14 protein-coding genes are annotated in these 16,032 nt (G+C 68.8%); 10 read left to right on the forward strand and 4 right to left on the reverse strand.

What is annotated here, in order from left to right; all coding sequences use genetic code 11:
* The first annotated feature begins 70 nt into the window (after positions 1 to 70).
* The 4 genes from ACFWQC_RS06310 (at position 71) to ACFWQC_RS06325 (ending at position 3,940) form a co-directional block, all read left to right on the forward strand.
* On the forward strand, positions 71 to 829 hold the full coding sequence (locus tag ACFWQC_RS06310; protein WP_378674659.1) for an SDR family oxidoreductase: 759 nt from the start codon (positions 71 to 73) through the stop codon (positions 827 to 829).
* A gap of 43 nt (positions 830 to 872) precedes the next feature.
* Entirely contained in the window at positions 873 to 2,339 is a 1,467-nt protein-coding gene (gene glmU / locus ACFWQC_RS06315; protein ID WP_378674662.1) for a bifunctional UDP-N-acetylglucosamine diphosphorylase/glucosamine-1-phosphate N-acetyltransferase GlmU, read from the forward strand.
* A gap of 74 nt (positions 2,340 to 2,413) precedes the next feature.
* Positions 2,414 to 3,388: a ribose-phosphate diphosphokinase gene (locus ACFWQC_RS06320; protein ID WP_378674665.1), complete on the forward strand. Its 975-nt coding sequence runs from the start codon at positions 2,414 to 2,416 to the stop codon at positions 3,386 to 3,388.
* 12 nt (positions 3,389 to 3,400) lie between these two features.
* On the forward strand, positions 3,401 to 3,940 hold the full coding sequence (locus tag ACFWQC_RS06325) for a putative immunity protein (protein WP_378674668.1): 540 nt from the start codon (positions 3,401 to 3,403) through the stop codon (positions 3,938 to 3,940).
* Here the strand turns inward: ACFWQC_RS06325 and ACFWQC_RS06330 are convergent.
* A complete protein-coding gene (locus tag ACFWQC_RS06330; RefSeq protein ID WP_378674671.1) occupies positions 3,927 to 4,397 on the reverse strand; it encodes an NUDIX domain-containing protein in 471 nt (156 codons plus the stop codon). The two genes, ACFWQC_RS06325 and ACFWQC_RS06330, sit on opposite strands and share 14 nt — an antisense overlap.
* A 414-nt stretch (positions 4,398 to 4,811) precedes the next feature.
* Between ACFWQC_RS06330 and ACFWQC_RS06335 the strand changes: the two genes are divergently transcribed.
* Positions 4,812 to 6,074, forward strand: coding sequence for a DUF222 domain-containing protein (locus tag ACFWQC_RS06335; protein WP_378674674.1), 1,263 nt, complete (start codon positions 4,812 to 4,814; stop codon positions 6,072 to 6,074).
* Positions 6,075 to 6,840: 766 nt separating this feature from the next.
* On the opposite strand, the gene ACFWQC_RS06340 is transcribed toward ACFWQC_RS06335, so the two are convergent.
* Together ACFWQC_RS06340 and pepN are read right to left on the reverse strand one after the other, a co-directional pair.
* Entirely contained in the window at positions 6,841 to 7,854 is a 1,014-nt protein-coding gene (locus ACFWQC_RS06340) for an LCP family protein (protein ID WP_378674677.1), read from the reverse strand.
* Between the two features lie 48 nt (positions 7,855 to 7,902).
* Entirely contained in the window at positions 7,903 to 10,323 is a 2,421-nt protein-coding gene (pepN, locus tag ACFWQC_RS06345) for an aminopeptidase N (protein WP_378674680.1), read from the reverse strand.
* A 223-nt stretch (positions 10,324 to 10,546) separates the two neighbouring features.
* On the opposite strand from pepN, the gene ACFWQC_RS06350 reads away from it, so the two are divergent.
* Both ACFWQC_RS06350 and pth read left to right on the forward strand, forming a co-directional pair.
* Complete coding sequence (locus ACFWQC_RS06350; protein WP_378674683.1) at positions 10,547 to 11,167, forward strand: 50S ribosomal protein L25/general stress protein Ctc; 621 nt, start codon at positions 10,547 to 10,549, stop codon at positions 11,165 to 11,167.
* Positions 11,168 to 11,174: 7 nt separating this feature from the next.
* Complete coding sequence (gene pth / locus ACFWQC_RS06355) at positions 11,175 to 11,783, forward strand: aminoacyl-tRNA hydrolase (protein ID WP_378674686.1); 609 nt, start codon at positions 11,175 to 11,177, stop codon at positions 11,781 to 11,783.
* Positions 11,784 to 11,786: 3 nt separating this feature from the next.
* On the opposite strand, the gene ACFWQC_RS06360 is transcribed toward pth, so the two are convergent.
* Positions 11,787 to 12,383: a LuxR C-terminal-related transcriptional regulator gene (locus ACFWQC_RS06360; protein WP_378674689.1), complete on the reverse strand. Its 597-nt coding sequence runs from the start codon at positions 12,381 to 12,383 to the stop codon at positions 11,787 to 11,789.
* Positions 12,384 to 12,816: 433 nt separating this feature from the next.
* Here ACFWQC_RS06360 and ACFWQC_RS06365 point away from each other — a divergent pair, with 433 nt between their 5' ends.
* The 3 genes from ACFWQC_RS06365 to ACFWQC_RS06375 all read left to right on the forward strand — a co-directional run bounded on the left by ACFWQC_RS06365 (position 12,817) and on the right by ACFWQC_RS06375 (position 15,970).
* Positions 12,817 to 13,809: a sensor histidine kinase gene (locus tag ACFWQC_RS06365; RefSeq protein WP_378674691.1), complete on the forward strand. Its 993-nt coding sequence runs from the start codon at positions 12,817 to 12,819 to the stop codon at positions 13,807 to 13,809.
* Positions 13,790 to 14,482: a response regulator transcription factor gene (locus ACFWQC_RS06370; RefSeq protein ID WP_091052720.1), complete on the forward strand. Its 693-nt coding sequence runs from the start codon at positions 13,790 to 13,792 to the stop codon at positions 14,480 to 14,482. The genes ACFWQC_RS06365 and ACFWQC_RS06370 overlap by 20 nt, the downstream gene beginning before the upstream one ends.
* Before the next feature lie 141 nt (positions 14,483 to 14,623).
* Complete coding sequence (locus ACFWQC_RS06375; RefSeq protein WP_378674695.1) at positions 14,624 to 15,970, forward strand: exopolysaccharide biosynthesis polyprenyl glycosylphosphotransferase; 1,347 nt, start codon at positions 14,624 to 14,626, stop codon at positions 15,968 to 15,970.
* The last annotated feature ends 62 nt before the right edge of the window (positions 15,971 to 16,032 follow it).

A 16,032-nucleotide genomic window follows, 5' to 3' on the forward strand; every position in this document is an offset into this window, starting at 1 on the left:
ACCAGGGACCGCCGATCCCACGATCACCAGGTCTCTCCCGCAGCCGGATCCGCCGCCGCAAGGTGGAGGCATGAACATCACCGGAAACACCATCTTCATCCCCGGAGCGACCTCCGGGATCGGCCTCGCCCTCGCCCTGCGACTGAAGGAGCGCGGCAACACCGTCATCATCGGCGGCCGGCGTACGTCGCTGCTCTCCGAGCTGGCCCAGGCGCACGGCTTCGAGACCGTCCGCATCGACACCGCCGACGCCGTCTCGATCGCGGAGGCGACCGCCGACGTGGTCAGCCGTTTCCCGGATCTGAACGTCCTCGTCGCGATGGCCGGGATCATGCGCCCCGAGGACTGGACCACGCGGGGCTTCCTCGCGGATGCCGAGGAGACTGTGGTGACCAACCTGCTCGGTCCGATCCGGCTCATCGACGCGCTGGTGCCGCAGCTGCGCGAGCGTCCCGGCGCCACGATCCTCACCGTCTCCTCGGGGCTGGCCCACACCCCGCTGCGGTTCACGCCCACCTACAACGCGACCAAGGCGGCGATCCACCAGCTCTCCGAGTCGGTCCGGATGCAGCTGGCGCCGATCGGGATCCAGGTCACCGAGCTCGTCCCGCCGGCGGTCCGGACGGCCTTGATGCCGGGCCACGAGAGCTCCGAGCACGCCATGCCGCTCGAGGCGTACGTCGACGAGGTGATGGCGCTTCTGGAGGCATCTCCCGAGGCACATGAGGTGCTCGTGGAGCAGGTGAAGCTGCTGCGCTACGCCGAGGTGCGCGGCGACTACGACCAGATCGTCGGGGTCCTCAACGCGGCCGAGGAACGGGTCCGCTGACCCCGGATCTTCGCTCGATCCGGGGGTCCTAGACTGAGCCAACATGAGCGAGCTCACCGTGATCGTGCTGGCCGCCGGCGGCGGCACCCGGATGAAGTCCAAGACTCCCAAGATGCTCCACCAGATCGCGGGCCGGAGTCTCGTGGGCCATGTCCTGGCCGCGGTCTCGGAGGCCGGGGCGTCCCGAGTCGTCGCGGTCGTGGGGCACCAGCGGGAGCTGGTCGAGCCCCACATCGCCGAGATCCTGCCCGAGGCCGTGGTCGCGGTCCAGACCGAGCAGCTCGGCACGGCGCACGCCGTGCGGGTGGCGGTCGAGGCCGGCGCGGTCTCCGACGGGACGGTTCTGGTGACGTACGGCGACACGCCCCTGCTGCGTGGTGAGTCCCTGCGCGCGCTGGTGGCCGACCACGAGGCCGCCGGCCGGGCCGCGACGATCTTGAGCGGGATCGTCCCGGAGCCCTTCGGCTACGGCCGGATCCTGCGCGCCAGTGGTGGGCCCAGTGCCGGGGTCATCGGGATCGTCGAGGAGAAGGACGCGTCCGACGAGGAGCGGGCGATCACCGAGATCAACTCGGGGATCATCGCCTTCGACGGCGGTTTCCTGGCCGAGGTGCTGCCGCGGATCGGTAACGACAACGCCAAGAAGGAGTTCTACCTCACCGACGCGATCGCGCTGGCGGTCTCGGACGGCCTGGGGGTGGACGCGTTCGTCCTCGACGACGTGAGCGAGGCCGAGGGTGCCAACGACCGGGCCCAGCTCGCCGCGCTCGGGAAGATCCTCAACGACAGGATCGTGACCCGGTGGATGAAGGACGGGGTCACGGTGATGGACCCGGCCACGACCTGGATCGACGCCGACGTCGAGCTCGCGCCCGACGTCACCATCCTGCCCGGCACCCAGCTCATCGGTGCCACCCGGATCGACGAGGACGCGGTGGTCGGTCCCGACTGCACGCTGAAGGACACCGAGGTCGGCCACGGCGCCCGGGTGGTGCGTACGCAGGCAGAGCTCGCCGTCATCGGACCCGGTGCCAACGTCGGGCCGTTCTCCTACCTGCGCCCGGGCACGGTGCTCGGCGACGAGGGCAAGATCGGCGGCTTCGTCGAGGTCAAGAACTCGACCATCGGACCCGGCGCCAAGGTGCCGCACCTGTCCTACGTCGGCGACGCGTCGATCGGCGAGGGCACCAACATCGGGGCCGGCACGATCTTCGCCAACTACGACGGCGTCAACAAGCACAAGACCCGGATCGGACGCCACGTGAAGTCGGGCTCAGGTGTGACCTTCGTCGCCCCGGTGGTCGTCGGAGACGGTGCGACGACCGGTGGTGAGGCCCTCATCCGGGAGGACGTCCCGCCCGGTGCGCTGGCAGTCTCCGCAGGTCAGCAGCGGATCATCGAGGGGTGGGCGCTGGCGAAGAGGGCAGGCACGGCGCAGGCGGCCGCGGCAGAGGAGGCACTCGAGTCGGGCGTACCCATCCTCGGTGAACCCCCGGCGACAGGCGAGTGACCCCCGGGGTTGGGTCCGGCAGCGAACTTGATGGAGAATCCAAGTGCAGTGACCCCGGGGGTAGGAGCCAGCAGATGACCAAGCGCACCACCGAGAAGCAGATGATGCTCTTCAGCGGCCGGGCTCACCCGGTCCTCGCCGAGGAGGTCGCCGATCTTCTGGGAACGAAGCTGACGCCCACCGCGGCCTACGACTTCGCCAACTCCGAGATCTACGTACGCTACGAGGAGTCGGTGCGCGGCTCGGACGCGTTCGTCATCCAGTCGCACACGGCGCCGATCAACCAGTGGCTCATGGAGCACCTGATCATGGTCGACGCGCTGAAGCGCGCCTCGGCCAAGCGGATCACTGTCGTGATGCCGTTCTGGGGTTACTCCCGCCAGGACAAGAAGCACCGCGGTCGCGAGCCGATCTCGGCTCGTCTGGTCGCCGACATGTTCAAGACCGCTGGTGCTGACCGGATCATCTCCGTCGATCTCCACGCCGACCAGCTCCAGGGCTACTTCGACGGTCCCGTCGACCACCTGATGGCGCTGCCGCTGCTGACCGACTACATCAAGGACAAGTACGGCAACCAGCCGCTCGCCGTCGTCTCTCCCGACGCCGGCCGGATCAAGGTCGCCGAGCGCTGGGCCGCGCGGCTCGGTGGGGCGCCCCTGGCGTTCATCCACAAGACCCGCGACATCAACCGGCCCAACGAGACCGTCGCCAACCGCGTCGTGGGTGAGGTCAAGGACCGCATCTGCATCCTCACCGACGACATGATCGACACCGGTGGCACGATCGTGAAGGCTGCTGACGCGCTCATGGCCGAGGGCGCCGCCGGCGTGATCATCTGCGCCACCCACGCGATCCTCTCCGACCCCGCCGTTGACCGGCTGAAGAACTCCACCGCCACCGAGGTCGTCATCACCAACACCCTCCCGGTGCCGGAGGAGAAGCAGTTCGACAAGCTCACCACGCTCTCCATCGCCCCCATGCTCGCCCGCGCGATCCGCGAGGTCTTCGAGGACGGCTCGGTGACCTCGATGTTCGACGGCCACGCCTGAGCCTGCTTCGTCGTGGCGGGCGACTTCGAGCTGACGACCGACGAGCTCCGGGTCGTCGCCCGCTATGTCGCGGAGACCGCTGCCGAGGTCCTGCCCCTGTTCGAGGCGGCCTGCCCCGACGACCCTCGACCGAGGCTGGCGCTGGATGCGGCCTGGGAGTTCGTCGGTGGTGCCAGACGTACGAAGCTGCAGCGGGTCACCTCCCTGGACGCTCATCGAGCGGCGGCCGAGGCCCCGACCGAGGCAGCCCGGCTGGCCGCCCGAAGCGCCGGTGACGCCGCCTCCGCCGCCTACCTCCATCCCCTCGCCTCCGCGGATCAGGTCGGGCACATCCTGCGTGCTGCGGCGAGTGTCGCGCGGATCGCGGAGATCGAGGCCCCGGGCGATCCCGGGGCTGCCCTGGTCTCCGTGGATCGGGCTGTCGCGCGGGCGGTTCCTGAGCTGATCGGGGTGCTCGTGCGGTATCCCGAGGTGCCGGTCGGAAGGAGTCGCGTCGCGGATCTCATGAGGATGCTCGACGCGCGCCTGCGCGGCGAGCTCAAGGGGCGGTGAATCGAGCCGCGATCTCGCCCGAGAGCGCGGCGTCGATCCGGGCCCTGAGCTCGTGGTGCATCTCGGGAAGATCCTCCACCCGGAACCAGCAGACGTCCATGGACTCGTCATCAGCCACGTACGCCTCACCGGAGACCCACGTGCAGCTGAACGTATGGTCCATGTAGACGGCCTGGTCGCCGTTGGGATAGGCCATCGGCGTCGTCGCCCCCACGGAGGCGAGCCGGTCGACCGAGATGTCCACCCCGGTCTCCTCCTTCGCCTCGCGCACCGCCGCTGTCGCCGGCTGCTCGCCCGGGTCGACGATTCCTGTGATCGGTGTCCACATCCGGTTGTCGGATCGCTGTACCAGGAGGATCTCGTCGCCTCTGCGCACCACTGCCGTCACACCGGGGAGCCAGAGCATGTCCGTCCCGATCTTGCGGCGGAGGTCGAGGATGAAGTCTGGGGTCGGCATGTGGTCACGGTATCCGGGGCCGGTTTGCGTGGGACTGTGGGCCGCCGACCCGTTTTCGAGGGTCTTCTCGACGAGCCCCGGAGTCAAGGCGATGTATCGAGCTTGTCGAGATGACGGCCTTCGGCCGCCGGCTTCGCCGGCCGCTATCGCGGTCCTTGACACCGGCGCCCGTCGAGAAAGATTTGGCTGGCTATCGGGGCGGTGGCCCGGGTGTGGCGCAGCGGATTCTTTCCTGGGGAGGGTGGGGCTTGTGGGGGTGGAGGGGTGGCCCTTCGGGCCACTTACCATCCACAGAAGCGATCCCGTTCGCTCACCGCGAAAGTGGCTCTTGACCTGCACCTATGGGTGGTTAGGTATCCGGTTGAGGCGTAGAATCATACCCATCACGACACACCTCTGAAGGGAGGGATCACGATGAGTGTCGAGCACGACGTCAACCACTGGGGCACCAACCCTAGTGATCCGGTCGACGCCGAACTCGCCGCCATCGAATCCTCCCTCGACAAGCTGCTGACCAGTGACCCGGCCTATTGGCGCACCGGTCAGAAGAAGGACCGCCTGGCCCGGCTGGAGAAGATCCACGCCAAACAAGCCGCCTTGAAGCTGCGGGTCCTCGCGTCCGCTGGTGACATCGCCGAGGAGATCGGCGCCAAGGACGCCTCCGGGTGGCTGCGGACCGAGCTGTTGGTCGACAAGGCGGTGGCTCGCTCCCAGATCAAACTCGCGGCCGGGGTGGCCAAGTACGACCTGGTCGCCGAAGGCCTGGCCGAGGGTGTGGTGTCCCAAGACAAGGCCCGGGTGATCACGAAGGCGCTCGATGCCATCGAGGCCGACCCGGCCGCCAGCACCGAAGACCTTGTGCTCGCGGAGAAGCTCTTGGTCGACTACGCCACCCGGTTGACGGCGAACGAGGTGCGGATCGTCGGCAAACGCATCCTGGCCGAGATCGACCCCGCCCGGTTCGAGGCCGCAGAAGCCCAAGCCCTGCAGCGGGAGGAAGAGCGCGCCCAACGGCGCACGTTCTTCTCCTCGCGTGCCAACGGCGACGGGACCGTGGATATCCACGCCCGGGTCTCGCGCGCGGTTGGGATGCGGTTGCGCACGATGTTGGACTCGCTGGCCCAGCCCCGGAAGTGGTCGGCGGAGGACAAGGGCCGCAAAGCGCCCTACGACCGACTCCTTGGTCAGGCGTTCGCCCGGGTGGTCGAGACCTACGACGTGGACCTCCTCCCCAGGCACGGTGGCCATGCCACCACGGTGTTCATCACCATGAGCCTCGACCAGCTCCGCGCCGACCTCGGCACCGCCGCCCTCGGCTACGACGGCGACCAGATCACCGCAGCCGAAGCCCGCCGGCTGGCCTGCAACGCCGACCTCGTCCCCGCCGTCCTCGGCACCAACTCCGAGGTATTGGACCTCGGCCGCACCGCCCGCCTGGCCCACCCGATCCAACACCGAGCATTGCGGCTCCGAGATCAAGGCTGCCAGGCGGAGGACTGCGACGCGCCCGCCGCCTGGACCGAGGCCCATCACCTCAAACCGTGGTCCGAAGGCGGCAAGACCGACATGGCCAACATGGTCCTGTTGTGTCCGAGTGACCATCGCCGCATCCACGACGCCAACAGCACCTACGAGCGGCTCCCGGACGGGCAGATCCGGTTCACCCGAAGAACCTGAACCGGCCACGGCCCCCAACCACCCCGCATTTCGCCGCTACTGTCTGCGGCTGCGGCAACCGATCGGTGCGCGCTTCCCCCACCCTGGTAGGACTGACGCTCGTCGAGCCGCGACCGGAGCCGAATCGTGCAGTCTTTGCGTCGAGCTGGTCTCTGCGTCGAGGCGATCGCCGCCCCCGAGCCGATCGCTAGCCCGTGCCGATGGCTGGACGAAGGTTCCCCGTGGATGCCGATGCTGCCCGCGCCACGGCTGGTTCCGCACACGCCAGTCCGTGGGGAGTCAACATCTCGGCAGGCCACCGTGCCCGCTGCCTCGTTGCGGCGCCGTCCCCGCCGAGGCGGCCAACGCGCCACACGCCCCGAGCGACGCGCGCTTGTGAAGCCCGCCGCCCTCACAAGGTGTCATCGTCTAGTAAAAGCCCCGAGACCCGGCCATCCCTAAGGGACATCGACACCAATTCCCAAGCCCGTACCCAACCCAGGGAATCCGCGCCAAACCCCGCCGCCGACCCGATAGCCAGCCATATTCTCGGGGTCGACCGGTGCCAAGGATCGCCGCAGGCGACCGGCGAAGCCGGCGGCCGCAGGCCGTCCTTGACTCCGGCCGAGACCGAGAACATCCTCCGTAACGGGTCGGCGGCCACCAACCAATGACGCAACGCCAACTCCGAGACGTACCTAGAAGTCGCTCAAGATCCCCGCGTCCCAACGCCCGATCAGCTCTGCCACGTGCTGCGGCTGCCGCGGAAGCCCGCGGCCACCAGCCCTCAGCTGACCGTCCGCCCCGTCAGAACATCCTGGTTCTGGGCAAGCCATGCATCCATCTCGTCCTCCCGCACAGCGGCCCACAACTCTCGCCCCTTGCGCCGGTCGAGATGGACGACACTCTGCTTCCCCTCGCGCCCCAGCCCGGCGACAGGAGCCGTGAAGAAGGTCAGGTCCGAGGAAGGCATCCGGGCGAGATCGAGGGCCAACCCACGAAGGTCTCCGCCGGAGAAGCCGGAGTCGACGGTGAGGTGGCGGGTGATGATGTCGAGGAGGTCGTAGGCCTTCTTGGGGTTCTTCGGGTCGACGCTCTGTCTCAGGCCACGGAGGATGGAGCGGAGCACGTACTGCTGGCGCTTCACCCGGTCCAGGTCGCCGCCGGGGAGGCCGTAGCGCTGGCGTACGTAGAGGAGGGCCTCTTCACCGCTGAGCAGGTGGGTGCCCTTGGTCCAGGTGCGGTGGCGTGCGGAGTCGTGGACGGTCTCAGGGATGTAGACCTCGACGCCGCCGAGGAGGTCGCCGATCTCCTCGAAGCCGGCCCAGTCGACCCAGGCGACGTGATCGATGCGTACGCCGGTGAGCTTCTCGACCGTCTGCACGCTGAGCCTCGGTCCACCCTGGGAGAAGGCGGCGTTGACCTTGGCCTTGCCGTGGCCGGGGACCCGTACCCAGGAGTCCCGTGGGATCGAGACGACCGAGGCGGAGCGGCGGTCGGCGCTGAGGTGGAGCAGCATCATCGTGTCGGCCCGCTGCTCACCCGGCGTCCACGACGCCGTGGCCTCGCTGCCGGTGGTGGCCTTGCCGCCGGTGCGCCCGTCGGTGCCGAGGAGCAGGATGTTCAGGGCGCCCGCAGCGTCGCCGGCCGCCTCAGGACGCTCCTCGAGCCCGGCGAAGACATCGACGGTCCGGACCTGACGGTCGAGCCGGTGGGCGAGGTACCAGCCGGTGCCGGTCACGACGCCGACGAGCACGACGAACGCGATTCCGACGCCGAGCCAGATGCGCGACTTCTTCATGGCCGTCCTCAGTGGTGGGGGTCGAGGGCGGATAGAGGCTAGTGGTCGCTACTCGCGGTCGTCGAAGTGGTCCTCCCAGGACCGCCGCAGGATCGTCGGTACATCGCCCGCCAGGGCCGCGCGCAGCGCATCGAGCTGCCCCTCATCGAGAGCGATCCGCGGGAAGGCACGGCCGACCTCGATGGCGAAGGCCTGACCACGGGTGGCCAGGGCCGGAGCCTCGGCGAGATAGGCGGTGACGTAGGGACGCAGCAGATGCGCGTGCTCGGCGATCCACATCCCCGATGCCAGCGCCCCGAAGCGACGGTTGTCGACGCCGGGGGCGAGCATCGCCTCCCAGGCGGCGTCCTTCGCACTGGTCGAGGGACGGGCGGCGAGGGCCCGAAGCGCCCCGAGGTCTCCCTCGGCGGTGCCGTCCCGGTCGCGCGCGGTCGCGATGAAGCGCGCGTCGGCCTCACCGAGCGAGGCGAGACGTACGATCGCCGCCCAGCGTGCGGTCGGCAGCAGCGGGATGCCGACTCCGACCTTGTCGGCGTCCAGCCAGCCGCGCAGCAGTTCGGCGTCCGCGCTGGTCGCGGCAAGGGCCGCGGCCCAGGCCAGGGCCCGCTGCTCGTCGTCGGCGGAAGCCGCCAGGCCCGCGGCGGAGGCGGCGGCGACCCGCGCGACCGCTCCAGCCGCGCGCGAGGCCGGCACCCGCTGCGGGATCACCACGGAACGGGTCTCGGCGAGCACCCCTTCGATGATGTCCGCCCGGGTCTCTGCGGGCAGGTGGGTCTCGACCAGATCGAGGTAGTCGTCGGCCGACAGGTCACGCGATCGCACTCGAAGAGCGGTGGCGGACCAGAGCACAGCACGTACGAGCGGGTCATCGAGCCGGGAGAGCCCGCCGGAGAGCGCCTCCCACGACCCCGGGTCGAGGTGGAGCGCGGCGAAGGTCTCACCGCCGGCGTTGGGGACCACGACGAGCCCGGCGTACTCCGGCAGCGGCACCGGCTCGGCGCCCAGCTCGACCCGTTTGCGTCCGACGAGTCGCAGCGAGGAGTCGTAGCCGGCGATCGTGAACGCGTGCGGCCGGCTCCCCTCGCGCTCCAGGACCGGGACGTCCCCGTCGCGCCGCACCGACACCGTGTCGAACCCCGGGCGCCGCAGCCAGGCGTCCACCCACCCGCGTACGTCCTTCCGCGAGCTCGCTGCGAGCGACTCGACGAAGTCGGCCAGGGTCGCGTTGGCGAACCGGAAGCGGGTCAGGTGGCGGTTGACCCCGGCCATGAACTCCTCGTCACCGAGCCAGAAGGCGAGCTGCACCAGGCAGGCTCCGCCCTTGGCGTAGGAGATGCCGTCGAAGATGGTGGCGGCGGTGTCCACGTCGGGTACGTCCACCGCCAGCGGAGCGACCGGATGGGTCGAGCGGCGCGCGTCGGAGCGGTAGCCCCACGGCTTGCTCCCGACCTCCACCTCGACCCGCAGGTCCGAGAAGCCGGCGCCGGCCTCCGCGACCCGGTAGCCCATGTAGTCGGCGAACGACTCCTGCAGCCAGGCATCCTCCCACCAGGTCATCGTCATCGAGTCGCCGAACCACATGTGCGACATCTCGTGGGCGATGATCACCGCGCGGATCGCTCGCTGGGTGTCGGTGATCGCGCCGCGCGGCAACAGCTCGTCGCGGTAGGTCACGCATCCCGGCATCTCCTGCGCGCCCCAGTTGAGCCCGGGCACGAAGACCTGGTCGTAGGAGTCGAAGGGATAGGGCTCGTCGATGAGGTCGGCGTAGTGGGCGAAGCACGCCTCGGACGTACGCCGCAGCTCGTCCGCGTCCCGGTCCAGCTCGGTCGCCAGCGACCGCCGGGCATGCCAGCCGAAGTCCAGGCTCTCCCCGGAATCGAGCGTGTACGTCCATCGCACCGAGTGCCAGGGTCCGGCGGCGACGACCAGCAGTGCCGGCGGGATCGGGGGAGTGGCGGCGAAGACCCAACGGCCGGCGTCGTGCGAGACGACGGCGCCGTTGGCGAGGACGGTGTCGGCCGGATCGGCGGTGACCGCGACCGCGAACGACGCCTTGAGATCGTTCTGGTCGAAGCAGGCGAAGACCTTCGAGGCGTTGTCCATGCCCAGGTAGGCCGAGACATAGCGCGATCCGTCGACGGGGTCCGTGAACGTGTGCATCCCGTCGCCGTCGGTCGTATAGGGCAGGGTCGCGGTCACCTCCACCTCGTTGACCGCCCCGTCGGACAGGCCGGGCAGACCCAACCGCCGGCCGTCGTACGCCGCCTCGACCGCCTCCCCGTTGACGACCAGCGACACCGCGAGGGCGCCCTTCAGATCCAGGAACGTCTCGGCGACCGTGGAACGGAACCGGACCCGGGTGTGGCTCCGGAAGGTCTCGGGACCGGTGAGGTCGAGATCGAGCGAGTAGGAGACGGAGCTGAGCACGCCGGCCCGTGTGCGGGCCTCGTCGAGTGTGAGGGACACGACCTCCAACGTACGTCCTCGCAGGTCAGGACGCGCGCGCATTTCGTGGTGAGCGTGATCCGGGGATAGTCTGTGGCAGTTGCCTCGGCGAGGGAGCGCATCGCGCTCCGTGATCGACAAGGTGGACGTCTCTTCGCAGAGACGCCGTGCCTTCGTCGCACGGCCTTCGTTGGACCAGCCGGGCGCCATTGACGTCAGCACCACTCATCGAGGAGTTCAACGCATGTCCAGCGAGAAGATCGTCGCCGAGAAGCGCACCGAGTTCGGCAAGGGTGCCGCTCGCCGCATCCGCCGTGAGAACAAGATTCCGGCGGTCGTCTACGGCCACGGCGCCGACCCGATCCACCTGAGCCTGCCGGGCCACGCCACCATGATGGCGCTGAAGAACCACGGTGCGAACGCGCTGCTGGAGCTCGACATCGAGGGCAAGATCCAGCTCGCCATGACCAAGCAGGTCCAGGTCGACGACGTCCGCCGGGTCATCGAGCACGTCGACTTCGTCGCCGTCCGCGCCGGCGAGAAGGTCACCGTCGACATCACCGTCCACGTCGTGGGCGACGCGATCTCCGGCACCATGGTCGTCACCGACGCCAACACCCTGACCGTCGAGACCGAGGCCACCCACGTGCCCGAGAGCATCGAGATCAGCGTCGAGGGCCTCGAGGCCGGCACCCAGATCCTCGCCGGCGCCGTCGAGCTGCCGAAGGGCACGACCCTGGTCACCGACCCGGAGACTCTGGTCGTCAACATCACCGAGGCCAAGACCAACGAGGAGCCCGCCGACGAGGCCGCCGAGGGCGAGACCGCTGAGTCCGCCGAGGCTGAGGCCACCAACGGCGAGTGACCGACCGGTGACCGATTCGGTGACCGACGGCGTCTGGCTGGTCGTCGGCCTGGGTAACCCCGGGCCGACGTACGCCAGGCACCGTCACAACATCGGCTATCTCGTCACCGACGAGCTGGCCAACCGGCTGGACGGCAAGTGGCGTGCCCACAAGTCCGGCCGTGCTGACGTCGTGGAAGGGCGGCTCCGGGGGGCGACCCCGGGGCTGCCCGGCCCACGCGTCGTGCTCGCCCGTTCCCGGACCTACATGAACGAGTCCGGCGGGCCGGTCAAGGCGCTCGCGACCTTCTACAAGGTCCAGCCCGACCATGTCATCGCCATCCACGACGAGCTCGACATCGCCTTCGACACGATGCGGGTCAAGCTGGGCGGTGGCGACAACGGCCACAACGGCCTCAAGTCGATGCGGTCCTCCCTGGGCACCGGCGACTTCCACCGGGTGCGCGTCGGCATCGGCCGCCCGCCCGGTCGCCAGGAGGTGCACGACTTCGTGCTCTCCAACTTCTCCACCACCGAGCGCAAGGTGTTGCCGTTCGTGGTCGACACCGCCGCCGACGCGATCGAGACGCTGATCAACGAGGGCCTGGAGAAGACCCAGCAGCGGTTCAACTCCTGAGGGTCAGCTCCTAGGCGGCCGCAGATACCGGTCGTACGCAGCGACCGCGGCAAGCTGGGAACCGACCTCGAACTTCCGCAGGATCGACTTCACCTGGGTCCGCACCGTCGTCTGGGCGACGCCGAAGCGTGCCGCGATCTCGGCGACGGTGGCCCCGTCGTAGAGGAGCTCGAGCACCTCGTACTCGCGCGCGGTCAGCGAGCGGACCAGGCGGTGCATGCGCTCGCGACCGTCCCGGAGCAGGTGCCACTGCGCGATGAGCCCCTCGGCCTCGCTCGGAGTGTGCCCGCGCCGTCCTTCGGCCGCGTCGCGCAGCGTGTCCTCGATCGTGTCCGAGCCGGTGTCGGCGGAGAGCACCGCGACCGCACCGGCCTCGAGGAGGGCACCCCAGAGGCCGCCGCGCGGGGCCGGGGTCAGCACGACGCCGGGCAGGCGCACGCTGCGGACCAGGTCACACAACTCGCCGAGATGGGTCCAGCCGTCGAGGTCGGTGACCACCAGCCAGGCCGAGGGATCTCCGACCAGCAGCTCCTCGGGGTCAGCGGAGATGGAGGCGGTCGCCGCGACCGTGATGCCGCGCTCGTCGAGTGCAACCGTCACGGCATCAAGGGTCATCGTCTCGTCGGCTGAGACAGCAACCCTGAGTCGTACGGTCGAGCCTGCCATGTCTGCCGCGCCGTTCGGTCGTCTCGGGGCCTCACCAGATCTCCCTGGGGGTATAGGTATTCTGGGCAACCTCAGGCGTAGATCCGAAACCTGTTCTACACAGCCCCAAGTTTGGGGATGACCTGGGACAACGTGTCCCGCAATGTAGTCTGTGGACGACCTCGAAATTCTATGACTCCTCAATTCTCGGTATTGGCCCGGAATGCGGTCACGTGGCGATACGGTGCTGATTACGTTGCCTTGTAAAGGTTTCGGTCACATCATTCAAATTGGGACGGCCCGACAAGCTCGGGCTGGGGGAGCAGGGCCTGGACACGGCCCTATTCGGGACTCATACCTCACTGGCCGACCCGTCCTGGGGAGCAGTATGTCTACGTCCATTTTCCAGCGGATCAACTCGGGTTGGTTAACCACCGCGTACGCAACGACCACCGCCGTCTTCATCGGTATCCAAAGCTTTCTGATCGCCGTCCTTCAGGGACCTTGGGTCTACTTCCATGCCCACGGAGCAGTCCTCTGGGCCATCCTCACGGCCATCGTCGTCACCACCTCGCTCGTCGCCGCAGCAGCGCTCCTGTTCGGTGGCGTGCGCATCTACCGGCGCGTGTGCGCGGCGGAGGCGAAGGCGGCCGACGAGATCTACCACGACCTGCTCAGCGCGCGTGAGGCCCAGCGTCTCCACCGGGCCCGGATGCACGAGGTGACCTCTACCCTCGCCGGCGTCCGCTCGGCCAGCGAGCTGCTGTGCAACTCCGACACGCTCGATCCGGAGCGTCGCGTCGCGATGATGACCATGATGGGCAGCGAGCTCAGGCGCCTGGAGCGCCTCGTCCGTGCCCAGCGTGGCGGCGCGGACACGATGCCGATCGACGTCGGCGTGATCGACGTCGACGCGGTGGTCCACAATCTCGCCCTGGCCCACGAGGCCAGCGGCACCACGGTCGTCCACGAGCCCGGCAACGCGCTCGCCGTGGGCAGCTCGGACGCGGCTGCGCGGATCATCAACATTCTTCTCGACAACGCGGCCAAGCACGGCTCCGGCGCTGTCGACGTCGCCGTCCGGCACGAGCCTGGCGAGTCCGGTCAGATGGTCGTGATCGAGGTCTCCGACGACGGCCCCGGGGTCGCCTCCGAGGTGCGCGAGCGGATCTTCGAGTGGGGCGTCCGGGGCCCGGACTCGGCCGGCCAGGGGATCGGGCTCAACGAGGCCCATACCGTCGCCGAGCGGATGGGTGGCTCGCTCCGCCTCGCCGCCGCGGACCGTACGACCTTCGTGGTCACTCTTCCCAGCGCCGTGATTCAGCGCCCCACCGCAGAAGCAGACAAGGAAGGCGCCTCCGATGACGTTGTCGCCGCGTAGTCAGTATCGAGTGGTCATCGTCGAGGACCATGTCCTCTTCGCCGAGTCGCTCGAGCTCGCCGTCTCGATGGAGGGATACGACGTACGCCGCATCCCGATGCCCAGCGAGCCCGTCTCCACCGCCACGATGGTCTCCGTCGTGCTTCGCAACAAGCCGAAGGTCGTGCTCCTCGACCTCGACCTGGGCCGCTACGGCGACGGCGTACGCCTCATCGAGCCGCTGGCCAAGGCCGGCGTCGACGTGGTCGTGGTGACCGGTGCGATCGAGGAGGCGCGCTGGGGCCAGGCGCTGCGCAACGGCGCCCGCACGGTGCTGTCCAAGTCCCGCCCGCTCGGCGAGATCCTCGGCACCGTCAGGCGGCTCTACCAGGGCGCCTGCGTGCTCGCGGTGAGCGACCGCGAGCGGCTGATCCGGGTCTGGTTCGAGCGCCAGCACGAGGTCTCCGAGCTGAGCCGCCGCATCGAGCTGCTCACCAAGCGCGAGTCCCAGGTGCTCGGCCATCTGATGCTCGGTCGCACCGTCCACGAGATCGCCGTCATCGGCGTCGTCTCCGAGGCGACCGTGCGCACCCAGGTGAAGTCCATCCTCGCCAAGCTCCAGGTCACCTCCCAGATCGCCGCCGTCGGACTGGCGCACCGCCTCGGTTGGCGCTCCCCGCAGTCGCTGGAGTGAGACGACTGGTCTGGACCAGTGGGTTCCGGTTCCCTCATTTGGTCTAACCGGACCCCCATTGGCCCCCAACGACCGCTTTCTTCCCGCATTGTTCTGGCATGAAGTAAGCGTTCGGGCGCCCAGCAGCTTTGGGGGAGATGGATGACGATAGAGCTGGCGTCGGTGGAGACAGTAGTCCCGCTCGACATCAACCGCCGGAGGGTGTCTGCCAAGGCACCCTCCCTTCGGTTGCAGGCCTCGATGGTCGACGGGCTCGCGCTGATGGTCCTCGCGCCGTTGATCGTGGGGCAGGAGATCGTCCCCGCGCTGGCGTGGGGTCTGGTCTGGGGACTGACCACCAGGATCACCGCGCCGAAGATCCTGCCCGGCGCCGAGCGTCTGCGGGCGACGGTCTCAGGGGTCTTCAAGGCGTTCATGGCGATGAGCATGTTCACCTGGTTGCTGGGTGCGGTGGTCGAGCTGCCGCAGGCGCAGCTGGTCGTGCAGACGATCCTCGGGCTGGTGACCGCTCTCGCGTTCCGGGTCGTGGGCTACATCTTCAGCTCCCGGCCGCGCACTCCGCTGCGCGTCGTCGTGGTCGAGGCGGCTCATGACCACGGTGTGATTCCGGAGTGGACCCACCGGCTCAGCGGCGGTCTGATGGAGGCGGCGGCGGTCTGCCGAGCTGACGGGCTCTCCGGCGCCATCGCCTCGGTCGCTCCCGACGCTGTGCTGGTCGTCCCCGGACCCGACCTGGCCGGCCGCGAGATCCAGCGGCTGGCCTGGACGAGCGAGTCCTTCGGCCTGCCGCTGCTGGTCAGCACCCGGATGCAGGACGTGACCCCGCAGCGTACGTCCTCGATGCGGCTGGGCTCGATGACCCTCCTCTACGTCGACGAGGCCCTGCGGGCGCGGCTCACGCGGGTGGCCAAGTACGTGTGGGAGTGGCTGGCCGCGGCGGCCGCCGTCGCCGTGCTCCTCCCGGTCTTCGCCGTGATGGCGGTCGTGATCAAGCTCGACTCCCCGGGCCCGGTCTTCTTCCGGCAGGTGCGCGTCGGCCGAGGCGGCAAGCAGTTCCGGATCTGGAAGTTCCGCACCATGGTCGTCGACGCCGAGTCGCTGCTGCGCACGCTCGACCACCGGCCGGGCCACGTCCTGTTCAAGCTGCGCGCTGACCCCCGGGTGACCCGGGTGGGGCGGGTGCTGCGGAAGTACTCCATCGACGAGCTGCCGCAACTTCTGAACATCGTGCTGGGCCAGATGTCGCTGGTCGGGCCCCGGCCGGGCCTGCCGAGCGAGGTGGCGATGTACGATCGGGATTCTCATCGCCGACTTGCGGTTGCACCGGGTCTGACCGGGCTGTGGCAGGTCTCGGGGCGTTCGGACCTCTCCTGGGAGGACACGGTCCGCCTGGACCTGGACTATGTGGACAACTGGACGCTGTTGCGGGACTTCGGAATCGTCGTCCGTACAGTCAAAGCTGTTGTGCGTGGCTCTGGCGCCTACTAGTGAGTGTCGCCTAAACTCCCAGGCCGTTGTGTGAGCAACCCGACACGTACGAACAACTGGAT

This window comes from Nocardioides sp. NPDC058538 (assembly GCF_042719275.1).
Lineage (GTDB): Bacteria > Actinomycetota > Actinomycetes > Propionibacteriales > Nocardioidaceae > Nocardioides.